Genomic DNA, 20,261 nt, shown 5'->3' with positions numbered 1-20,261 from the left:
GGGACAGGACTCTTTTTTGCCGCTTCATCGTTAAAAATAAGCGCTTAGAATGACTAAACTTATTATTTTTAACATCGAATCGCCTAAAAAATAGTCGCTGTCAGTGCCATGGTCGAATGTTCAACACGCCCTATAATTTCTATTTACTTTCTTCTTGACTGCTTTCTTTTTCAATGGCGTCTTCTAACTCATCGCCTTCTAATAACGCAAAAGACGATTCAATGATTTTGTCATTATCCAGTTGATAATCGTACCATCTACCCATGACACCAGCCAGCTCATCCAGACCTTCTTTTCTCAAGGCTGAAAATAACTGGATAGTACAGTTTAAGCCGAGTTTTTTGAGTCTTTTGCGGGTATTGAGTAAGGCATTTTTGGACGCGCCATACTTAAGCTTATCCGCTTTAGTCAGCAAGATGTGTACGGGTAGGTCACCATCTTTTGCCCAATGCAGCATCTGCTCGTCAAAAAACTTGAGTGGGTGACGAATGTCCGTCATAAGTACTAGGCCAGCAAGGCTTGAGCGCGATACTAGATACTCTTCTAGCTCGACCTGCCATTCTTTTTTCATCTCAAGTGGTACAGCGGCATAGCCGTAACCTGGCAAATCAACCAGTCGTCTATCAGGGTTACCGATACTAAAAAAGTTAATCATTTGCGTGCGTCCTGGCGTTTTGGACGAGCGTGCAAGCTGGCGCTGATTGGTCAAAGCGTTGATGGCTGAGGATTTACCAGCGTTCGAGCGTCCTGCAAAGGCAACTTCTAATCCCATATCAGGTGGGCAAAGCTTAAAGGTAGGCGCTGATGTCATAAATTCAGTCTGCTGAATTTTCTGACGGGATTTGGTGTTGAACAGCGCATGTTCGGCAGCAACATCGGTAAACGGGGTATTCATAAATGGCTCATTAATCTTAAAAAATTAGATACGGGTATAAAATTCTGGTTAGCTGGTGGGTTGGCTTAAGCCATGACTTCAATTCAGCAAATATACAAAAAGTGGTAAGAGGCTCTTCTTTATCAGCGCTTACACCTTGTAAAGTTAGCGATTTGATATTATCCGCTATTCTATACTATTACCTGTCTTACTTATTGAAATAACTGCGATTAGCATCATATAAATAGTAGGATAACATTAAAGTTAATTGTTGATTAGAATAAGTTTTTAGTGTTGACAAAGCTGAATATAATTTATCTATGTTTGCATGACATATATTGTTACAATATTTAATAAAAGACATTTAATAGAACGATTGATGTGACACGTGAAATCTCACGAGGAGGTGCTCTATGTTTCCAATCAATAGACTTCTTAGTAAGGGCTATCATGCTCTAACAGTTGGCAGTGCTGCCTTACTGCTAAGTGGCATCATGATCAGTAGCGCAGGTGCGGCTGATATTGCTACTACTTATGATAACTCATGTGCAGCCTGTCATGATAGTGGCGCACTAAATGCTATCAAAAAAGGCGATAGTGCCAAATGGCAGAAACTTATTGAGCAAAAGGGCATGCCGACACTCATTAAATCTGTCAAAAGTGGCATGATTCAAATGCCAGCAGGCGGTCTTTGTAACACCTGTAGCGATGATGACTACCGCAAGCTTATCGAGTATATGAGCAAGTAGTCCATTTAGACATGAAGCTTGAAGCGATAAAATAGAGCGCTGGGTTTACAACCTGAGTGCGCTTTTTATTTTTGCCCTATACTTTAGGCTATGCTCATCAGAAAACTGATGAATACTACGATTAAGTAGGCAAATGATACAAAGTCTTGCTATAATAATCGAAAATAAACCCTGATGTTAGTAAGTACTTTCAGACTGCTTGTGTCCAAGACCTCAAAATATATGCCACGCCTATGATTAAAGAGGCGACTATATTAGGTATCTTATCCGTGCAATCACTCTAAATAATGCTTACGCCGAGCTAGTAGGATTTGTATCAATGAAAAAGTTAATCGCTGCTGCCAGCTTATGCGTTGCAAGTTTCAGCGTACAAGCTGCTATTATTGTTCCTGAGTATGACGTCGATGCAGGTCAGAAAATTGCAGAAACCGTTTGTGCTGCTTGTCATGGTCTTAATGGGGTCAGTATTGTTCCTGCGCAGCCAAACCTTGGCGGCCAAAATGTAAAATATCTTTATAAACAGTTAGTTAACTTTAAAGCAGGCTATCGCAAAAACGGTATCATGCAGTCACAGGTTGCTAACTTGTCTCAGCAAGATCTAGCCAACGTGGCAGGTTACTACTCTAGCCAAGCGCCTTGGGGTGTTGGATACGGCAACCCTGCAACGAACCAAGAAGCCACCAAACTATTCTTGGGTGGCGATAAGTCACGCGGTGTGATTGGTTGTGCTGGTTGTCATGGTCCGGACGCTGCAGGTAACCCTTGGGCGGCGTTTCCAAAATTAGGCGGACAGCATGCTCAATACATTGCCACTCAGCTAAAACTATTCCGTGCCGCTGGACGTGCTGATGATATCGATAGCGATGATCAAAAACGTGTCAATGATGCTGCGAAAGAAGGTGAGATGGGCATGATGCAAACCGTTGCATCGAAACTATCAGATCGTGACATTCGTATCTTGTCAGACTATGTGAGTGCTATTCACTAATTAAACGGCACTGATGATCACTATCTGATACGCACGTTGTAGATAGAATTATTGATCATGTCTGAATTACTAAACCCCGATTTCGGGGTTTTTTTATAACTGTTTGTCCCTTATATTGAAAAGACAGTGTACAGCTGAATTCCTTTACAGAGGCAACTCATTGCTCTGTATAATTATAAATTACCGTTATTCACTTTATGCCATACCCAAAAATGCGATTAGCTGTATCAAACTCGTTTTACTTGCTGCTGTCGTCCTTGTAAATGGTATTAGATCGTTTGGATTGAGATTATGATGATCCGTTATGCTTCTTATTTTATCGCGGTATTGTTACCGTTATTATTATTTCGCTGGTTTGCCCCTGCTTCAATCGGTGAGATCGATTTTTGGTTATTATGGCTGCTAGCAATGGTGTTGGTCGCGTTGCCAGTTATTTATGCTGAGATAGCTTTGGCTTATCGTAGTGTCGAGGGACCTTTGGCAGGTATGCAAAAGCTCACTCGCGAATCAGATGCAAGCCCAATATGGCGAAGCTTTGGTTGGCTGGCTGCATTGGTTTCTATTGTGATTGCAGCATTGATCATATCAAGTGCCAGTACAGGGATATTAACCGCTTTGACTGAGCTTAATAGTACCCCTGATGTACCAAGTTTTGCGGTTGCCGCAGGGTTGATGGTTATTACTGTGCTATTAAGTCTGCTTGGGACCGCGCCTTTGCCTATTGGCCTCGGATTGATGGTCGTTGGATTAATATTGAGCATCGCAAATGGTGTGCCTAATATTAGTTTTGCTATGACCGATATCAGCTTGGTTGAATGGGCGAGGGCAGTGGCGCTAGCATTGGTCAGTGTTGGTGCGGGTACAGGGTTGTACTGGTTCGGGCAAAACTTGGTCAGTAAGCAGACGGTCACCGCCGTGGAAGCAAGCAGCCAACAAGCACAAAGTAGGGCTGCTCGTGATGATCGTGCCACTAAATTGGTATTGCCAATTTGGATTTTGCAGCTATTAGTAGGGGTCGTCGCGTTATTTATTAGTGGTATGTCGTTACCACCGATTGGACAACTACTCTATTGGGCTGGCGTACTATTCGTCGTTAGCTATTTGCTGCATTACAGTACTCAGCAGTTAACGCATAAGTTTGGGCTGTTAGTCAGCTTGATAATAACTTTTGTTTTAGCGTTGCTACTGGTGGTTGCGATTCCGACGACTTGGCTGGTAGGCATTCTAGTTATAGTGAGTAGCATAGCGGTACTACTACTATCAGTATTTGCAGGATGGCAGATGAAGATCAGTCATTTGCGCAAATCATTGAACTTTAGCAGCGAAGCATTCTATAACTTATGGCGAGTCGCGATACGTCTCGTCGTACCGCTGGCATTGCTATTGGCGTTAATAGGTTGGGTGATACAGTGGTTGAGCTAACAGGTGATGGCAGTAAGCATAGTAATAGTAATGCGCTGCAATCGGAGTTAATGACAGTCTATCTGGCGTATGCGGAAGATGAGCAGCGCCAGCATTATCTGGTGTTAAAGGTTACCCAAGGTACGAGTCTGTATGAGGCACTAGGTCAAGCTGGCTGGCTTGAAAGGTTTGCTGAGCTGGCAAAATGGTGTGAGCAAGCAGTAGACATTACAACGCCAACCGCTAAACGTTGGCATGTGGGCATCTATGCACAAAAACAGCCGCTGAATTATCTATTGCAGCCTTTTGACCGTATCGAGGTATATCGCAGTTTAAGCGCTGATCCAATGTCTCAGCGCAAAAATAAATCTCGCGGTTAAGTTATTATTAATTTTAACTGTTAGTCATTCGAGCTGATAAGTCGTACGGATTACGATGCTGGTAAGCTCTCGATACCTTCGATGCGAGTGACCAAACCATTATCATCAAAGTAAACGACTAAGTGTTGGCTTGCATTTTTGACATCAGCAATGCCTTTACGGCGGCCTTCGGTGCCTGCTTGGTAATCGTAAATGTAATCCCAGCGCTTAGGCTCAAGGGTGTCCCTAATCGCAGGACTGCCAAGGATATAAAGTACTTGGTTCTGATTCATCCCTACTTTTAGTTTTTGTGCTTGGGTTTGAGTAATTGCTGTGCCTTGAGGCAAATCAATCTTATAAACGCTCAATAGTGAGCAGCCAGACATAGCGACAGTAGCGCTCAGCATACTGGTGATAACAATGTTACGTAGTACGCTGGCATGGCTTAACGGACGAAAATTTAATGTCTTTATCATGGTAAGATGACTCATAAGAAATGAATTAGGCGCGGCCAAAGTTAGATGGTGCGAGTCTGACCGACAATCTTGGACAAATGATACGTCATTTACTTGCAATTGCCTACCACTTACGACATTATTTACCAAACACCACCTGAATGGTTTTATTATTTATATTTTAAATTCATAGGCTTGCACTGCGGTTATTCAGGGAATTATAAAGCAGTCCGTCACCTCATCAGCACTGTTTTGAGGGTGTTAAAACCACTTATATTTAATAAAGAATAATCAGCAACGATTATTTATCTCATATTTTTTAGTTTTTCATTTGCTAAGACTGTCACAGTCAGAAGGGATATTATGGCTTCTTTTACCAATCAAGATTTACGTAGAGCAGGATTGAAGGTTACGTTACCTCGTATTAAGATTTTAGAGCTGCTAGAAAGCGCCGAGTTACACCACATGAGTGCAGAAGAAATATACAAAGCGCTCATCGAACAAGGTGAAGATGTTGGTCTTGCCACGGTCTATCGTGTACTCACACAATTTGAGCAGGCGGGCATCGTTGAGCGTCATAACTTTGAAAATAACTTGTCAGTGTTTGAAATTACCCAAGAAGAGCATCACGATCACTTGGTTTGCGATGTTTGTGGCAAAATCATTGAATTCCATAATGAGATGATCGAGGAAGAGCAGCTGAAAGTCGCAGAAAAGCACGGCTTTAAACTATCGGGTCACTCGTTAGTCTTATATGGTATCTGTGCTGACCAAGCTTGCAGAGACAGTGCCAAATAAAGACCTTGGTTATCAATTAAAGCTTTATTTTTATACATGACTCTAAGATCTCTTATATTAAAAAGCCCTCATTATCAATAATAAGGGCTTTTTTGAGTTTAATTTTTCAGTATGTACTGACATCACTCTCAATAGCTTAACTGATGTCTAACGATAAACTATCCGCACCTTCATCTAAATTAGCCTTACCGTTTTTGCTACTGAGCTTAATTTTCAGACGTAAGTCGTTAGGGGAGTCAGCATGCAAAATTGCCTCTTTATAAGTGATCTCTCCTTGTTCATACAAGTCAAAAAGCGCTTGATCAAAGGTTTGCATACCGCTGTCTCGAGAGCGTGTCATGACGTCTTTGATTTCATGCACCTCACCTTTACGAATATAGTCGCTAATTAGCTGTGAGTTTAATAAAATCTCAATAGCAGCACGGCGTCCTTTGCCATCAGGGGTTGGAATGAGCTGCTGAGCGATAATGGCCTGCAAGTTCAGCGACAAATCCATAAATAGCTGATTATGACGACTGGTTTCAAAGAAATGAATAATACGGTCAATCGCTTGGTTGGCATTATTGGCATGCAAGGTTGCAAATACCAGATGCCCTGTCTCAGCGTACTGGATAGCGTAGCTCATGACCTCACGGTTACGAATCTCACCAATCAAGATGACATCTGGTGCTTGGCGCAGCGTATTTTTTAGTCCTGCTTCAAATGAATGAGTGTCGATACCGACTTCACGCTGAGTGATGATACAACCACGATGTTTATGGACAAACTCGATAGGGTCTTCTATGGTAATGATATGCCCATGAGAGTTTTGGTTACGATGTCCAATCATAGCCGCGAGCGTAGAGGATTTACCTGTGCCGGTCGCGCCGACCAGCAAGATAATGCCGCGCTTTTTCATGGCCAGTTCTTTGAGCGCTGGCGGCAAGCGTAGTTCCTCAACAGTTGGGATCTTATTCTCAATTTTCCGTAAAATCATTCCTGCCATATCGCGCTGTATGAATGCACTGACCCGAAAACGTGCTTGCTGTGCTTCATCAGATATAGCAAACTGACACTCGTTCGTCTCTTTAAATTCTTTTTGCTGGCTAGGGGTCATCACTCCTTTGACTAACATCATAGTTTGATCAGCGGTCAAAGGGGTTTTACCGACAGGTAAAATTTTTCCATTTACTTTCATGGAAGGCGCTACATCAGCAGTAATAAAAAGGTCAGAGCCATTTTTATTAATCATCAACTGCAATAATTTATCAATGTCCATATCGTACCTGCATTCGATGTAAGTCGATTAAAAGTTATTTAGAGTAGTGTATTAAAGGTCATTCATAGAGACCAATAACAATCTAGCACCATTCACGCTTTTTTGTGATTTGGCTGAGACTATAAAAATGCCTCAGGTTGCTTGGCATAAGGACGAGCCACATCTTTACTGATGGTGCCTTTGCCAACCAAGTTTTTTAGCGTTTGATCGAGTGTAATCATGCCTTCGCCTGCACCCGTTTGGATGGCAGAATACATCTGAGCAATTTTGTTTTCACGTATTAAGTTACGGATAGCGGGTGTGCCTAGCATGATTTCATGAGCTGCCACACGTCCACCAGCTTGACGACGCAATAGGGTTTGTGAAATAACGGCTTGTAGTGACTCCGATAGCATGGCACGAATCATATCTTTTTCGGCGGCAGGGAATACGTCGATGACACGGTCAATTGTTTTAGCGGCTGAGCTAGTATGCAGAGTGCCGAATACTAAATGTCCTGTTTCTGCTGCCGTCAGTGCCAAACGAATGGTTTCAAGGTCACGTAACTCACCAACCAAGATGACATCTGGATCTTCTCGCAATGCTGAACGTAATGCAGGCTCAAAACCTAAGGTATCGCGGTGCACTTCACGCTGGTTAATCAGGCTTTTTTTCGATTCATGGACAAATTCAATCGGATCTTCAATCGTTAAAATATGCTCTTTACGACTTTCGTTAATATAATCAATCATGGCCGCTAGCGTCGTCGATTTACCCGAACCAGTTGGGCCGGTAACTAACACCACGCCACGTTTGAAGTCTGAGACACGTTTGAATACATCGCCCATCCCTAAGTCTTCCATGGTCAATACTTTAGAAGGGATGGTACGAAATACCGCGCCTGCGCCGCGATTTTGATTGAATGCATTGACCCGAAAACGTGCTAAGTTTGGAATCTCAAAAGAAAAATCTGTCTCAAAAAATTCTTCAAAATCAGCGCGCTGCTTGTCGTTCATAATGTCATAAATGAGCTGATGAACCACTTGGTGCGTCATCGCAGGCATATTGATGCGTGTCATCTCACCATCGGTACGAATCATCGCAGGCATGCCAGCTGAAATATGTAAATCCGATGCTTTATGTTTGACCGTAAAACGTAGCAAGTCTTCGATACTTAAGGGGTTTTTTTCAGCCATAATCCGATATTCCTATCAATTAGTCAGGGTAAGACAAAAGAGCACAAAGGCACGTGGTAAACTATCCATCAATCGCTTTGTTCAAGCGTAAAATATGGAAGAGTGAACTAGGATGCAGTCTTTACCACCGCTATCATATTCAGTAGCATATGTTAAAGCATGTAACAATATCATAACAAGACTGTGAGTATTTAACCATCTACTCCTTTAAGAAAATATGAAATTAGTCATTTTTCAGCTAATTTCATCTATGAATGATGGGTTATTTTTTATTAAAAATTAAGTAAATTTTGAGAGCCTTATATATGACTGATATGAAAGAGACAAATCAAAGTATTGATAATCAGACGCTTGTCGCTAATTGGCAGCAGGTCAAAGAGCAAATGACCCAAGCCTATGAACAGGCATCTGAGCGAGATAGTAGATCTGCCAATACTACCATTTTGCTAGCCGTGTCAAAAACCAAGCCTGCCAATATGATTGCTACTTTGGCGAATGAGGGACAGCAGCACTTTGGCGAAAACTATCTACAAGAAGCCATTGAAAAAATAAATACGCTAAAATCGAATCCTGCATGCGCGGATATCGTCTGGCATTATATCGGCAGTATCCAGCGTAATAAGACACGCGATATTGCCGAGCATTTTGATTGGGTACAAACCCTTGAGCGCGATATCATTGCCAAACGTTTAAACGATCAACGCCCAGATGAGCTCCCAGCATTGAACGTATTAATTCAGGTAAATATTGATAACGAAGACAGCAAGTCAGGTTGCCTACCAGCAGAACTGCCAGCATTGATCATAGCGATTAAAGGCTATGAGCGCTTGCAACTGCGCGGGTTGATGATTATCCCTGCTAAAGCAGACACAGATGCTTTTGCACGAACAAAAGCACTATTTGACGATATAAAAGCCAGCCATCCAGAGTTGGATGCTTGGGATACACTCAGTATGGGGATGAGTGGCGATATGACAGAGGCGATAGGCAATGGGTCTACTATGGTTCGTGTTGGTACAGCTATCTTTGGTGCGCGAGGCTAAAATCCTGCGTCCTAGGCCAATCGAATAAATGATTAATTGGCCAATCAATCAAACCGTATCTTCTCGTTTGGTCACTAGCATTTGCGTGATTTTTAGATTGTCCGTTGCAATGATTTCAAACCGATAATTGGCATACTCGATCGTATCGGTCTTCTTAGGAATTTTGCGAAGCATATACATCATAAAGCCACTGATGGTCTCATAGTTCTCACTGCGCGGTAAATCGACGATATCTAATGCGCGAATGACGTCCTCAATGGGTGTCATTCCATCAATCAGCCATGAGTTGTCTGTGCGCTGAACAATAGGCTGTTCCTCAAGCGTTACCAGCTCACCCATCACGATACTCATCACGTCTTTGAGTGTGATAACACCAACCACAAGCCCATATTCATTCACGATGACAGCGAAGTCTGCGCCAGTCGATTTGAACATCTCTAATACTTCAAACAAAGACAAGGTATCGGGTACAAATAATGCCGGTTTTAATAGAGATTTGTCTGTCAGATTGACCTCTTGCTGATTTAAAACCAAGGCTAGAAAGCTACGAGACTCTACATAACCCACGATATGTTCTAGGTCGTCATCATGGCAGACCAAAAACTTATTGTGCGGCTGCTCAATCATGATATTTACGACTTCTTCGGTACTGGTTTTGGTATCAAAATAAACGATATTTTCGCGTGGGTTCATCACTGAGGTGACGGTACGCTCCTGCATATCAAAGATATTTTCTATCAGATGATGCTCTTGTTTTTTGATCACGCCCGCTTCAGCACCCGCATCCATGACAGCATAGATATCTTCTGGTGTCATATCATCTTGGCGGATGGTCGAGATACCAAAGGATTTAAAAAGGATATTTGCAGCACCATCGAACACCCATATGATAGGCTTTAATACAAAAATCAAGAGAATCATAGGGCGTACCAGTCGCACCGCTATTGCCTCAGCACTCGACATTGCCAAGCGTCTGGGCATCAGATCTGCAAGTAATGAAAACAGACTGGTGATGAGTACAAAAGATATCACTGAAGCCACCGCTTCACTATTAAACATCTGCTCCAGATAAGGACTGATGGCTGATTCACCCACGGCACCAGCCGAGATAGCAACCGCATTGAGTACTATCTGTACGACCGTGATAAAGCTCCCAGGGTGATCCTGCATATTGAGGACATCAAGTGCGCGAACATCGCCTTCTTTTGCCATTATTTGCAGTTTGATTTTGCGTCCTGCGGCAATCGCAATTTCAGCAGCAGAGACAAAGGTACTCAAGGCAAGTAGAAGGAGAAGAAAAACACTGGCAGTTAGCAAGCTCATGACATACTCGAAAAGAAGTAAAGAGGAATTGGGTCAAAAATAGTCAGTAGGTAAAGGGAGAAGATCAGAAGGTGGACGGTAAATTTGTTCATGTATAAAAACCAAAAAAGCTGGGCAAGCACCCAGCTAATAGGAAAAATTCGACGTTTTGTCAAACGATCTGACTTGCACCTTTCAACTCATAAATTCGTAAATCATATAAGCTGAAAGGCAAGTGCGATTTAGCCTTTAATTGACCACTTATTGACCAACGGATAGCGGCGTTCACGTCCAAAAGCTTTGTGGCTGATCTTTGTACCGATGGGCGATTGCAAGCGTTTATACTCGCTATTGTCTACCATCTTGATGACTTTTGCGACCATCTCAGCATCAAAGCCTTTATCGATAATTTCCTGATAGCCCATATCTTCATCGATATAAGACATCAAGATACCGTCCAATACATCATAATCAGGCAAGCTATCCTGATCCTTTTGATCTGGACGTAGCTCAGCAGATGGCGGACGAGTAATAACGCGCTCAGGGATGACAGGCGTGTCTTCTAGGCGATTGCGGTAGCTTGCCAATTTATAGACTTGTGATTTATACACATCTTTTAGTACATCAAAGCCGCCAGCCATATCGCCATACAAGGTTGAGTAACCAACCGCTAATTCTGATTTGTTACCTGTCGTGATGACCAAATGACCAAACTTGTTGGACAGTGCCATCAAGACAACACCGCGAGCACGGGCTTGGATATTTTCTTCGGTTGTATCCGCTGGTGACTTATTAAATAGAGGCGCTAACGTATGACGGATACCTTCGACGGCATCGAAAATAGGACACACGGTATAAGAGACATTTAGGCGACGTGCCTGAGCTTGTGCATCTTCTAGACTGATCTGAGAGGTATATTCATACGGCATCATGACGGCATAGACCTTGTCAGCGCCCAACGCATCAACCGCGATACAGAGTGTCAGTGCTGAATCAATACCACCTGACAATCCGACGATAATGCCAGAGAATCCTGAGTGATTGACATAGTCGCGTAGACCGACGACTAACGCTTGATACATCTCTGACTCACGGCTTAGGGTCAACGGCGCTTTGGCTTGATTGTTGAATTTAGCCGTTTTGACATCTAAAGTGGCCAATAATAACTGATTCATGAAACGCGGTGCTTCATGGGCCACGCTGCCATCGGCTTGCACAGCCATAGAGCCGCCATCAAATACAAGATCGTCTTGACCGCCAACTGCATTGACATAGACGATAGGCAAGTTGTTTTCACGGCTGCGCTTGGCAAGCATGGCTTTGCGGTTGACTTGCTTTTCAATCTCAAAAGGTGAGGCGTTTAAGCTAACAATGAGGTCAGCACCTTGTTTTTTGAGTTCAGCAATCGGGTTTTTGTCCCACAAATCTTCACAAATGAGCAAGCCAATCGTAATGCCTTTATAGTCAAATAAGACTTGATTGCGACCTTTATCAAAATAACGGCGCTCATCAAAGACGCCATAGTTTGGCAACATCTGCTTGTGATAGAAGCCCTTTTGATGACCATTATGTAAGATAGCAGCGGAGTTAAAAGTACCGTGATGATCGACATGCGGATAGCCGACAATCATGACGATATCGTCGATATCACTCAAGGTAGATAAGGCGCTTTTGACACGGCCTGATAGGCTTGGGCGTAGCAATAAATCTTGCGGAGGATAGCCTAGTAGTGCCAGCTCTGGAAATACGATAACGTCAGCACCTTGTTCGCGTGCTTGTAATGCAAGCGTGCGCATTTTTTCAACGTTGGTTGCGATATCGCCTACCAAAAAATGTGACTGCGCTAAAGCAAAAGTGACCGTATCTTGTGGTTTGTTGGTCTTGCTGGCTTCATGTGAGGGGTTAAGATTGGGATTATCAGTGTCTTTTGACATTGTTATTGTTCCTATCGATATATTATTAAAATTTGGTGAGTCTGTATTGATTTAAAATAAAATCAAAGTAAGTCCGAAATTCATTCAAAACTGCGTGCTTGCTTATCAAGCTCGAATGTTGAGTTGATATGACAAGCCTAAATCCTACATAATCGCTTAGACAATGCTTAAAAGCATAATTGCTTATGCCTCCTATCCCAAATGATCGTGCCATCCTAAAATGAGATCTTATGATAGTCTAGAAGAAGACGATACAAGAGGGTCTGGAATCTGCTTTGATAGATGCGATGTTTATGCAACGACAAAAATAAAAGCGTACAAATGCACTTAACTATATTGAAAAGCTTAAAATAATTGCTTTAGTATAACATCAATTGTCGTGACAAATAGAACGCACCAGTGAATTCCCTGATAAGATTGCAGTTTAATAGCTGAATATAAAAGCAGCTGCGATGGCACTGTTTTTCACAGTAAATCCATGCATTATGCGCTAGTCATTCCGGTCATCATCTAGTAAGCTTGCATAGACAAAGTTGTAAGTAAAGATTACAACATAGCGTTATATAATTCGTATAATCTATTGCATAATAAAGCATACTGGTTGCGTTTTTCACCATACTCTTTATGAGAGTGTTGGTTTGTAAGCACACGATATTATTATGTGATTTGATGACGCTAATACCGTTTTTTATGTCAACCTTTAAACCCACCTTCGCTCATGGAAATCAGCTGATAGATTAGATCTATAAGCTGATGTTCATCACACATTGATAAACTTGCCAGCAAAGTTGGCATTTGCTGTCCGCTCTTGGTTTATACGCTATGATTGAAAACTGGACAAAAGAATTTATTATTCAGCGCTTGCTTGCGATTACTTTGTTAGTTGCGCTGTTCGTATTATGTTTCCAAGTGGTGCAGTTCTTTATTGTACCGGCATTGTGGGCGGCAATTTTGGCGTATGTGACGTTCCCTATTTATGAGTTTTTTCACGAAAAGGTCAAGCTAAGTCCAGATTTTAGCGCTGCCATTATGACCGTGAGCATCTCCTTGATAATAGGTGTGCCATTGGTTATTGGTGTGTTTATTTTGCAGCAAGAAGCGTTGAGCTTAATCAGTAATTTGGTCTATCGTATTAAAGTGGGCTATTTGGATGTGCCTGACTCATTTAAAGACTTACCGATTATCGGTCAGCAAATCAAAGACGTACTGTGGCGAATCAATAAAAACCCAGAAGGCACGCTAGAAGCCTTCCGTCTTTGGGTTCAGTCGCACTTGTATTATGGCAAGGTAGCATTTGACGTGGTGTTCAGTGGTCTGGCTAAGCTGGGTATGGCGCTGATGACACTATTCTTTTTTTATCGTGATGGCACCAGTCTGGTTCGTCAGATTCGCCAAGCGCTGCGTAACATCATCGGCAATCGCATCGACGGTTATATTGACTCTGTAGGTACAACCACGCGTGCGGTGGTATACGGCATCGGGCTGACGGCATTGGCTCAGGCGCTATTGGCTGGTATCGGCTATTACTTCGCTGGTGCGCCAAGTCCTATCTTATTGACCATTGTCACGTTTATTATTGCGTTGATTCCCTTTGGTACGCCATTTGTTTGGGGCGGTGTGTCTGTCTGGCTACTGAGTCAGGGACATACTGCAGAAGGGATTGGCTTGGCACTATGGGGCGTGTTTGTTATTAGCTGGGTGGATAATCTCATTCGACCTATTGTTATTAGCGGCGCAACCAAAATCCCATTTATTATTATTTTTATCGGTGTGTTGGGCGGTCTAACCGCATTTGGGTTTGTTGGATTGTTCATCGGCCCTGTGGTACTGGCTATCGGTCTTGCCGTATGGCGCGAGTGGATATCGCAGCATAAGAATGAGATATTTGCGCCGCAAGACGTCACGCTCTCTGACTCAAATGCCATAGCGCCAGTACATAATCCAGCACAAGACACAGTCAGTGGAAATGAGTCTACATAGAAAACCCTTATCGATAGAGAAAATTGCCAATGACAAACAATGATATTGCAGATGCTATGGACAATAAGATAAACCAGATGGCCAAAGGCATCACGATCGTTGCTGATAGCAATATCGCTAGCCTGAATGATTTTTTTAATGACGCTACATTAGGTCAGTTATCTGGGCAAACAGTCAAAATTATACCGGTCGCTGGTCGTGATATTGACGCAAAGCTGCTGTCTGAAGTACAGCCAGATATTTTGTTAATACGCTCGGTCACGCAAGTCAATGAGGCGCTGTTGGCTGAAAATCACAGTGTGCAATTTGTTGGCTCAGCGACTATCGGTACAGATCATGTCGACCAAGACTATTTAGCAACGCGCAATATTACTTTTGCCAATGCCGCTGGTTGTAGCAAGCACTCGGTGGCTCAGTATGTACTGACGGCTATCTTGACCATACGTCCAAACTACTGGCAGCAGCCTGTGACACTCGGTATTATCGGCCTTGGCAATATTGGCAGTACGCTTGCTCAGTATGCCATTGACTTGGGCTGGCAGGTACTCGGATACGATCCATTATTACCAAGCTCTACTATTAATAATGCCAGCCTTGATCAGGTGCTTTCTCAAAGTAACGTGGTGAGTTTGCATGTGCCACTGACAGATGAGAAAGTTGCCAGTAATTCTAAAGGCAGTGACTATCCAACGCGTCATCTCATCAATGCAGAGACATTGGCCATGATGCCTGCTGATACCATATTGATTAATAGCGCGCGCGGCCCTGTGGTCAATGAAAATGATCTCAAGAACGATATTGCTCATACTGGGCGGCAAGTGGTTTTGGATGTGTTTGAGCATGAGCCAACGGTTGCTGATAGCCTCCTATCTAAGCTCACAATCGCCACACCGCATATCGCTGGCTACACATTAGAAGGCAAGCTACGTGGCACACAAATTATCTATGATGCATTGTGTGAGAAGCTAGGGATCATACCTACTCAGTCTATGTCCAACCTGCTACCGCTTAACTTGTTTTTGTGGTCTGAGCTAAAAGCACATCCAGACAGATTGTCAAAGTTTTATGACATTATGCAAGATGATGCCTCATTGCGAAGCAAAATATCTGGTGGAAACTCTGATAAACAAGTGAATGGTCCTGATTTTGACGGTCTGAGACGTGATTACCACTTGCGCCGTGAGTGGCAATCCTAATCTAGCAACTTAAAAATACTATTCTTAAAAACATAAATAATCTACGTCATTGAGGCATTATTATTTATGAATCACGGTAGACAGTCATGAGCCAATCAAGCAGTACATCTAGTCATCAACCTAACTACGCACCCACCATGACACTGGCAATGGCACAACAACGCGCCAAGTTTATCGGTGATATTCGCCAGTTTTTTATCAGTCGTCAGGTACTGGAAGTACATACGCCGCTTTTATCGCAAGCGGGGAACACCGACACTTTTTTGCAATCAGTGGCAGCGCACGTGACCTATCAAGATCGTCCTAGTACTTATTATTTGCATACGTCTCCTGAGTTTGCGATGAAGCGTTTATTGGCTAGCTGGCAAGTGCCTATTTATCAGATTTGTCCTGTCTTTCGGGATAATGAGATAGGCGTGCGTCATAATATCGAATTTACGATGTTAGAGTGGTACCAGCCCAATTACAGCCTCGATGATATGGCAGGTGAGCTTAATGAGTTACTTACGGCGCTGTATGGTCATCCAATGGTGATGAGCCATTATCGCTATGTCGATGCTTTTATGGATTTTGTTGGTATACATCCACTGACAGCGAGCCTATCTGCGCTCCAAGCGGTAGCAGAAGATAGAGGGCTGATAGGGTTTGATTTTAATGATGCTGATGATAGCGAAGAAAACCGTCGTCAGAACTGGTTAGACTTACTATTTAGTCATGCAGTAGAGCCAAATTTGGGACATGATTTGCCGACACTGATCATAGAATATCCACCTGCGACAGCCGCATTGGCAAAGACAGCGCTAGATAAAGAAGGCAATAAAATAGCGAAACGCTTTGAGCTGTATATCAATGGGATTGAGATTGCCAATGCCTATGATGAGCTGGCAGATGGTCCAGCATTGCGAGCACGTTTTGAGCAAGACAATCAATTACGCCAGCGTCATCATCTGCCGCAAATGCCGATTGATGAGCATTTAATTGCTGCATCTGATGATTTGATCCCTTGTAGCGGTATTGCGGTCGGTGTTGATCGATTGCTCATGGTGATAACGGGCGCAAAAACTTTAGAGGAAGTGATTGCTTTTCCGAGCGGTCAAGCATAACCAACAGATAGTTTTTATTCATAGCAGCAAGAAAAAAGGTCGTTACCGATTTACCAATTAAATATTGGCGAATCGATAACGACCTTTTTTATAATCTGATTCAGTGATTTGACTTACGTAGTTATAGCTTGGCAGTCAAATCTATCTAAATAGTGATGGTTTATACTGTAGCAATGGCTTCATTGATGTCGATATCACCATTGTGCAAGTTGAATACTTTTCCAATAGTATTATCGGCGGTTAGGACAGATGCCAGCGTCGTCGCGACATCTTCAATAGCATTTTCACCAGAGCTGGTATCATTGATAGTGATTTTGCCTGTACCGTCACGCTCTTTCAGTGCACCCGGCTGTACGATTGTATAGTCGAGTGAGCTATTATTCACGAGCCAATAATCAGCGTAATGCTTAGAGATATAGTAGTCTTTTAGATCTGCAATGTTAGGGTTGTTATCCCATTTCTCAGTTTCTAGCGAAAAGACAGAGCTAAGCATAATATAGCGTTTGATACCTTTGTCTTGCGCGGCTTGCATGGTTTTTACTGCACCGTGTAAGTCGACCTCTAATACATCTTTACCACCAGATCCTGCAACAAAATAGACAGCATCAATATCTTGATCCAGTTGTTTCTCGATAGACTCTTTGCTGGCGGTAATATCCAAATCTAGCTGAGTATAGCTGTCATTGTCAAACAGCTTTTTTTCTTGGCGAGTCGTACCAATTACTTGATGTTCGTCAGCTAATAATTGCTTAACCAATTCACCACCGACACGGCCACTGGCACCAACGACTAAAATTTTCATAATCATTCCTATTTTTATTTGAGTTCTGTTATTTAAGTGATTCAGTGAATGTGTTTATCTCAAAAACTGACTGTATCCTAACAAAGATAGGCAACACGCTTCGTTATAAAGCGTGCTGATTGAATAGGTTTTGGTTATAGAGTGTATACAGTTTGCAAGGAGACATATGTCACTTAGAAGACATCGTTTTAATAAGTGGTAAGCAGGTCAGTGTCGGATAGGATGATAAAGCGTACTAACGAACTAAGCGATTCAGACCGTCGGCAAAAGCTTTTTTATCGCGGTCGCCGTAGGGTTTTTGACCGCTCATTTCTTGCAGCTCTAGGACACCAGTGCCGCGCATGGTGTCCATAAAATCGCGCATATTGAGCTTTTGTTTGATGTTATTTTTGTCATAGATCACGCCGCGTGTGGTTAGCACCAAGCCGCCTTTGTCCAAAATATCATTGGCCAAGGGAATATCACTCGTAATCGCCAAGTCGCCTGCCTGTATCTGCTCGACGATATAATCATCAGCCTTGTCAAACCCTGATGGCACAACCGTCATGATGAGCAGAGGAGATTTGCGTAGTTTGATTGGCTGGTTGGCGACGAATATCGCCATCGTCTTGGTGCGTTCAGCCGTTTTGATAATCAAATCTTTGGCGATTAATGGTACGGAGTCGGCATCCACCCAAATTTGCATTATTTCTTCGCCTTTTCTGTCTTTGGCGACAACTCTGCCAGACTGTCTGCTTCACCACTGTTATCTTCTAAGACATCGTTTTTAGCTGCAGCATCTGCGGTATTAGATTGAGTATCGATATTCGCGTACTCTTTGTCTAAACCCACTTTATTTGGCAATACGGCAACCAGCTTTGCCATAGCGGATTCTAAGTCAGTCACGTCATTAGGCATCAAGGTAATATGAGCAATTTTACGATCGTCACGCTCGGCTTTATGATAGCTATGATAGTGAGCGCCATCGATATTTAGCACGGCACTGATATCAGGATATTGGCCAAGTACGTTGACCATAATCGCTGGATGGACGTTGTCCGTATCACCGAGTGGTAAGTTGACCACAGCACGGATATGGTTTTCAAACTGGCTAGTAACCGCGCCTTCGATGCTCCAGTGGCCAGAGTTGTGTACACGTGGTGCGATTTCATTGGCCAGTATCGTGGTATGACCGCGAGCATCTTTGGTGACAAACAGCTCAAGTGCCATGATGCCCACATAGTCTAGATGGTTCATGATCTTTGTGATGGCGTCTGTTGCCTGCTGGAGCAAGTGGCTGGTACCGACCGCAGGAGCTTGAGTTTTTGCCAAAATACCGTGATGATGATGGTTTTCGACCAAATCATAACAGCGTATCTGACCATTTTGCGCTCTTGCGGCAATGATAGAGACTTCACGATTAAAGTTAATGAAGCCTTCAGCAATCAGTGGCGCAGGCGTTGGCGTGAGTGACCCTTTGCCACTGACCGCGTCTTTTAGCGCAAGCCAAGCAGTTTTAATATCATTGTCTTGTTTGATCACGAACTGACCTTTACCATCGTAGCCACCGCGGCTGGTTTTCAAAACGATAGGCAAGCCTAACGCTTCACAAGCTTGTTTTAACTCAGCTTCAGAATGAACTTCCATAAATGGCACGGTGGCAATATCGAGCGTATTGAACATCTGCTTTTCTTTTAGACGGTCTTGGGCGATATCAAGCGCAATCAGTGGTGGGAACATACCTTGCTTGCTGCCAGATTTTGACAAGCTCGTTAATTGCTCGACCGTAGACGTTGGTGTGTTCTCGAACTCTAAGGTAAATACATCAGCGGCTGCGATAAAGTCTGTTAGTTGATCGCTATGAAACACGCGACCATATAGGCTGGCAGGGCATTCTGAATTGTCTTCTAAAAACACGCATTGATAACCAAGTGGCATCGCGGCTTCGGCAAGCATCATACCAAGCTGACCACCGCCTAAAATACCGATGGTACGAATGGTTTGGGTAACAGGATAAGCGTTTGCTGTAGTCATGAAAGGCTCTTTGAATAAAAGTGAATGAGGTCTGTGTTGTATTACAATTTAAAACGCAATGGGTGAAAATAGGAAAAGGTGCACTATAGGCACCTTATCTCTAATCGGAATTTCTTAAAAATTATATATTGATAGCTTCAATCGGTAAGCTATCAATATAAAAGACGCTGCTATAAAAGTAGGTCATTTTATATTTATCTAAGGATTGATAATACCTGGTGTTGGGCTAGCAAGAATAGTCTCAGTCTGAGACTGGCGCATTTGATCAAGCTTGGTAGCGATCGTATCATCATGCAATGCCAATACTTGAATTGCAAGTAGAGCAGCATTATAAGCACCAGCAGTACCAATCGCCAAAGTACCAACAGCGACGCCTTTTGGCATTTGTACGATAGACAGTAGACTATCCCAACCGCTCAGCATAGATGATTTTACAGGGACACCAAAGACAGGTAGCGGCGTTTGACTGGCACACATACCTGGGAGATGAGCGGCACCGCCTGCACCAGCAATGATCACTTGTAGACCATTATCTTTTGCGCTTTTGGCATAATCAAATAATCTGTCAGGCGTACGGTGTGCAGAGACAACTTCACAATCAAAAGCAATGTCAAAGTCTGCAAGCAATTGCGCAGCAGCACTCATAGTTGCCCAATCAGATTGCGAACCCATAATAATGCCGACTTTTGGTTGACCAGCAGGGGAGGTGATTGGACCGTTCTGGTTAGCCGCAGTATTGGTGGTGCTCATGATTGGATATCCTCAAAAAGACCATCATACAAAAATTTTGCTACACTCGTAAAGCCAAGTTTGACTTTTAATAATGATATG

General features: G+C 43.0%; 19 protein-coding genes. 9 read left to right on the top strand and 10 right to left on the bottom strand.

Translation table 11 applies throughout. The features are described from left to right. Positions 1-139: 139 nt before the first annotated feature. A complete protein-coding gene (yihA, locus tag BTW00_RS13115) occupies positions 140-895 on the bottom strand; it encodes a ribosome biogenesis GTP-binding protein YihA/YsxC (RefSeq protein ID WP_058024225.1) in 756 nt (251 codons plus the stop codon). A gap of 392 nt (positions 896-1,287) precedes the next feature. Here yihA and BTW00_RS13110 point away from each other — a divergent pair, with 392 nt between their 5' ends. From BTW00_RS13110 to BTW00_RS13095, 4 genes are all read left to right on the top strand, one after another. Beyond that, positions 1,288-1,623: a cytochrome c5 family protein gene (locus tag BTW00_RS13110; protein ID WP_075107766.1), complete on the top strand. Its 336-nt coding sequence runs from the start codon at positions 1,288-1,290 to the stop codon at positions 1,621-1,623. 319 nt (positions 1,624-1,942) lie between these two features. After that, a complete protein-coding gene (locus BTW00_RS13105; RefSeq protein ID WP_075107765.1) occupies positions 1,943-2,611 on the top strand; it encodes a cytochrome c in 669 nt (222 codons plus the stop codon). Positions 2,612-2,902: 291 nt separating this feature from the next. Further along, positions 2,903-4,033: a hypothetical protein gene (locus BTW00_RS13100; RefSeq protein ID WP_075107764.1), complete on the top strand. Its 1,131-nt coding sequence runs from the start codon at positions 2,903-2,905 to the stop codon at positions 4,031-4,033. Then, positions 4,021-4,392: an RnfH family protein gene (locus tag BTW00_RS13095; protein WP_075107763.1), complete on the top strand. Its 372-nt coding sequence runs from the start codon at positions 4,021-4,023 to the stop codon at positions 4,390-4,392. The genes BTW00_RS13100 and BTW00_RS13095 overlap by 13 nt, the downstream gene beginning before the upstream one ends. Before the next feature lie 50 nt (positions 4,393-4,442). Here the strand turns inward: BTW00_RS13095 and BTW00_RS13090 are convergent, their stop codons facing one another. Further along, positions 4,443-4,862 carry an outer membrane protein assembly factor BamE gene (locus BTW00_RS13090; protein ID WP_058024230.1) on the bottom strand — a complete coding sequence of 140 codons (420 nt, stop codon included), beginning with the start codon at positions 4,860-4,862 and terminating at the stop codon, positions 4,443-4,445. Between the two features lie 327 nt (positions 4,863-5,189). Between BTW00_RS13090 and fur the strand changes: the two genes are divergently transcribed. Further along, entirely contained in the window at positions 5,190-5,624 is a 435-nt protein-coding gene (fur, locus tag BTW00_RS13085; protein WP_058024231.1) for a ferric iron uptake transcriptional regulator, read from the top strand. A 136-nt stretch (positions 5,625-5,760) separates the two neighbouring features. Here fur and BTW00_RS13080 read toward each other — a convergent pair whose 3' ends face one another. Together BTW00_RS13080 and BTW00_RS13075 are read right to left on the bottom strand one after the other, a co-directional pair. Continuing rightward, the gene (locus tag BTW00_RS13080; RefSeq protein WP_071002369.1) at positions 5,761-6,882 is read right to left on the bottom strand and encodes a PilT/PilU family type 4a pilus ATPase; all 1,122 of its coding nucleotides are present in this window, start codon (positions 6,880-6,882) and stop codon (positions 5,761-5,763) included. A gap of 119 nt (positions 6,883-7,001) precedes the next feature. Further along, positions 7,002-8,057, bottom strand: coding sequence for a type IV pilus twitching motility protein PilT (locus tag BTW00_RS13075; RefSeq protein WP_075107762.1), 1,056 nt, complete (start codon positions 8,055-8,057; stop codon positions 7,002-7,004). 314 nt (positions 8,058-8,371) lie between these two features. On the opposite strand from BTW00_RS13075, the gene BTW00_RS13070 reads away from it, so the two are divergent. Beyond that, positions 8,372-9,100, top strand: a complete 729-nt coding sequence (locus tag BTW00_RS13070; protein WP_075107768.1) for a YggS family pyridoxal phosphate-dependent enzyme — start codon at positions 8,372-8,374, stop codon at positions 9,098-9,100. 48 nt (positions 9,101-9,148) lie between these two features. On the opposite strand, the gene BTW00_RS13065 is transcribed toward BTW00_RS13070, so the two are convergent. Continuing rightward, positions 9,149-10,423 carry a hemolysin family protein gene (locus BTW00_RS13065; RefSeq protein ID WP_075107761.1) on the bottom strand — a complete coding sequence of 425 codons (1,275 nt, stop codon included), beginning with the start codon at positions 10,421-10,423 and terminating at the stop codon, positions 9,149-9,151. 221 nt (positions 10,424-10,644) lie between these two features. Next, entirely contained in the window at positions 10,645-12,336 is a 1,692-nt protein-coding gene (locus BTW00_RS13060; RefSeq protein ID WP_075107760.1) for an NAD+ synthase, read from the bottom strand. An 822-nt stretch (positions 12,337-13,158) separates the two neighbouring features. On the opposite strand from BTW00_RS13060, the gene BTW00_RS13055 reads away from it, so the two are divergent. The 3 genes from BTW00_RS13055 to epmA all read left to right on the top strand — a co-directional run bounded on the left by BTW00_RS13055 (position 13,159) and on the right by epmA (position 16,615). Continuing rightward, positions 13,159-14,316 carry an AI-2E family transporter gene (locus BTW00_RS13055; RefSeq protein ID WP_075107759.1) on the top strand — a complete coding sequence of 386 codons (1,158 nt, stop codon included), beginning with the start codon at positions 13,159-13,161 and terminating at the stop codon, positions 14,314-14,316. A 77-nt stretch (positions 14,317-14,393) separates the two neighbouring features. Next, on the top strand, positions 14,394-15,512 hold the full coding sequence (locus BTW00_RS13050) for a 4-phosphoerythronate dehydrogenase (protein ID WP_075107767.1): 1,119 nt from the start codon (positions 14,394-14,396) through the stop codon (positions 15,510-15,512). Positions 15,513-15,598: 86 nt separating this feature from the next. Beyond that, positions 15,599-16,615 (top strand): EF-P lysine aminoacylase EpmA, encoded by a 1,017-nt coding sequence (gene epmA / locus BTW00_RS13045; RefSeq protein ID WP_075107758.1) that lies wholly within the window; start codon positions 15,599-15,601, stop codon positions 16,613-16,615. Positions 16,616-16,775: 160 nt separating this feature from the next. Here the strand turns inward: epmA and BTW00_RS13040 are convergent, their stop codons facing one another. The 4 genes from BTW00_RS13040 to purE all read right to left on the bottom strand — a co-directional run bounded on the left by BTW00_RS13040 (position 16,776) and on the right by purE (position 20,180). Further along, positions 16,776-17,417 (bottom strand): NAD(P)H-binding protein, encoded by a 642-nt coding sequence (locus BTW00_RS13040; protein ID WP_075107757.1) that lies wholly within the window; start codon positions 17,415-17,417, stop codon positions 16,776-16,778. 235 nt (positions 17,418-17,652) lie between these two features. Then, on the bottom strand, positions 17,653-18,102 hold the full coding sequence (locus BTW00_RS13035; protein WP_075107756.1) for a DUF188 domain-containing protein: 450 nt from the start codon (positions 18,100-18,102) through the stop codon (positions 17,653-17,655). Continuing rightward, positions 18,102-19,430, bottom strand: a complete 1,329-nt coding sequence (locus BTW00_RS13030) for a 5-(carboxyamino)imidazole ribonucleotide synthase (RefSeq protein ID WP_075107755.1) — start codon at positions 19,428-19,430, stop codon at positions 18,102-18,104. Before BTW00_RS13030 ends, BTW00_RS13035 begins: the two co-directional genes overlap by 1 nt. A gap of 198 nt (positions 19,431-19,628) precedes the next feature. Beyond that, on the bottom strand, positions 19,629-20,180 hold the full coding sequence (gene purE, locus BTW00_RS13025) for a 5-(carboxyamino)imidazole ribonucleotide mutase (RefSeq protein WP_075107754.1): 552 nt from the start codon (positions 20,178-20,180) through the stop codon (positions 19,629-19,631). Positions 20,181-20,261 lie beyond the last annotated feature (81 nt).

This window comes from Psychrobacter sp. C 20.9 (assembly GCF_001921765.1).
GTDB classification, from domain to species: domain Bacteria; phylum Pseudomonadota; class Gammaproteobacteria; order Pseudomonadales; family Moraxellaceae; genus Psychrobacter; species Psychrobacter piscatorii_B.
The sequence above is the reverse complement of the archived record's forward strand: the minus strand, read 5'-3'. Positions and strand labels throughout refer to the sequence as shown.

Coding starts and splice junctions, on each gene's coding strand:
- yihA (WP_058024225.1), bottom strand. CDS start 895: ATGAATACCCCGTTTACCGATGTTGCTGCCGAACATGCGCTGTTCAAC.
- BTW00_RS13110 (WP_075107766.1), top strand. CDS start 1,288: ATGTTTCCAATCAATAGACTTCTTAGTAAGGGCTATCATGCTCTAACA.
- BTW00_RS13105 (WP_075107765.1), top strand. CDS start 1,943: ATGAAAAAGTTAATCGCTGCTGCCAGCTTATGCGTTGCAAGTTTCAGC.
- BTW00_RS13100 (WP_075107764.1), top strand. CDS start 2,903: ATGATGATCCGTTATGCTTCTTATTTTATCGCGGTATTGTTACCGTTA.
- BTW00_RS13090 (WP_058024230.1), bottom strand. CDS start 4,862: ATGAGTCATCTTACCATGATAAAGACATTAAATTTTCGTCCGTTAAGC.
- fur (WP_058024231.1), top strand. CDS start 5,190: ATGGCTTCTTTTACCAATCAAGATTTACGTAGAGCAGGATTGAAGGTT.
- BTW00_RS13080 (WP_071002369.1), bottom strand. CDS start 6,882: ATGGACATTGATAAATTATTGCAGTTGATGATTAATAAAAATGGCTCT.
- BTW00_RS13075 (WP_075107762.1), bottom strand. CDS start 8,057: ATGGCTGAAAAAAACCCCTTAAGTATCGAAGACTTGCTACGTTTTACG.
- BTW00_RS13070 (WP_075107768.1), top strand. CDS start 8,372: ATGAAAGAGACAAATCAAAGTATTGATAATCAGACGCTTGTCGCTAAT.
- BTW00_RS13065 (WP_075107761.1), bottom strand. CDS start 10,423: ATGAGCTTGCTAACTGCCAGTGTTTTTCTTCTCCTTCTACTTGCCTTG.
- BTW00_RS13060 (WP_075107760.1), bottom strand. CDS start 12,336: ATGTCAAAAGACACTGATAATCCCAATCTTAACCCCTCACATGAAGCC.
- BTW00_RS13055 (WP_075107759.1), top strand. CDS start 13,159: ATGATTGAAAACTGGACAAAAGAATTTATTATTCAGCGCTTGCTTGCG.
- BTW00_RS13050 (WP_075107767.1), top strand. CDS start 14,394: ATGGCCAAAGGCATCACGATCGTTGCTGATAGCAATATCGCTAGCCTG.
- epmA (WP_075107758.1), top strand. CDS start 15,599: ATGAGCCAATCAAGCAGTACATCTAGTCATCAACCTAACTACGCACCC.
- BTW00_RS13040 (WP_075107757.1), bottom strand. CDS start 17,417: ATGAAAATTTTAGTCGTTGGTGCCAGTGGCCGTGTCGGTGGTGAATTG.
- BTW00_RS13035 (WP_075107756.1), bottom strand. CDS start 18,102: ATGCAAATTTGGGTGGATGCCGACTCCGTACCATTAATCGCCAAAGAT.
- BTW00_RS13030 (WP_075107755.1), bottom strand. CDS start 19,430: ATGACTACAGCAAACGCTTATCCTGTTACCCAAACCATTCGTACCATC.
- purE (WP_075107754.1), bottom strand. CDS start 20,180: ATGAGCACCACCAATACTGCGGCTAACCAGAACGGTCCAATCACCTCC.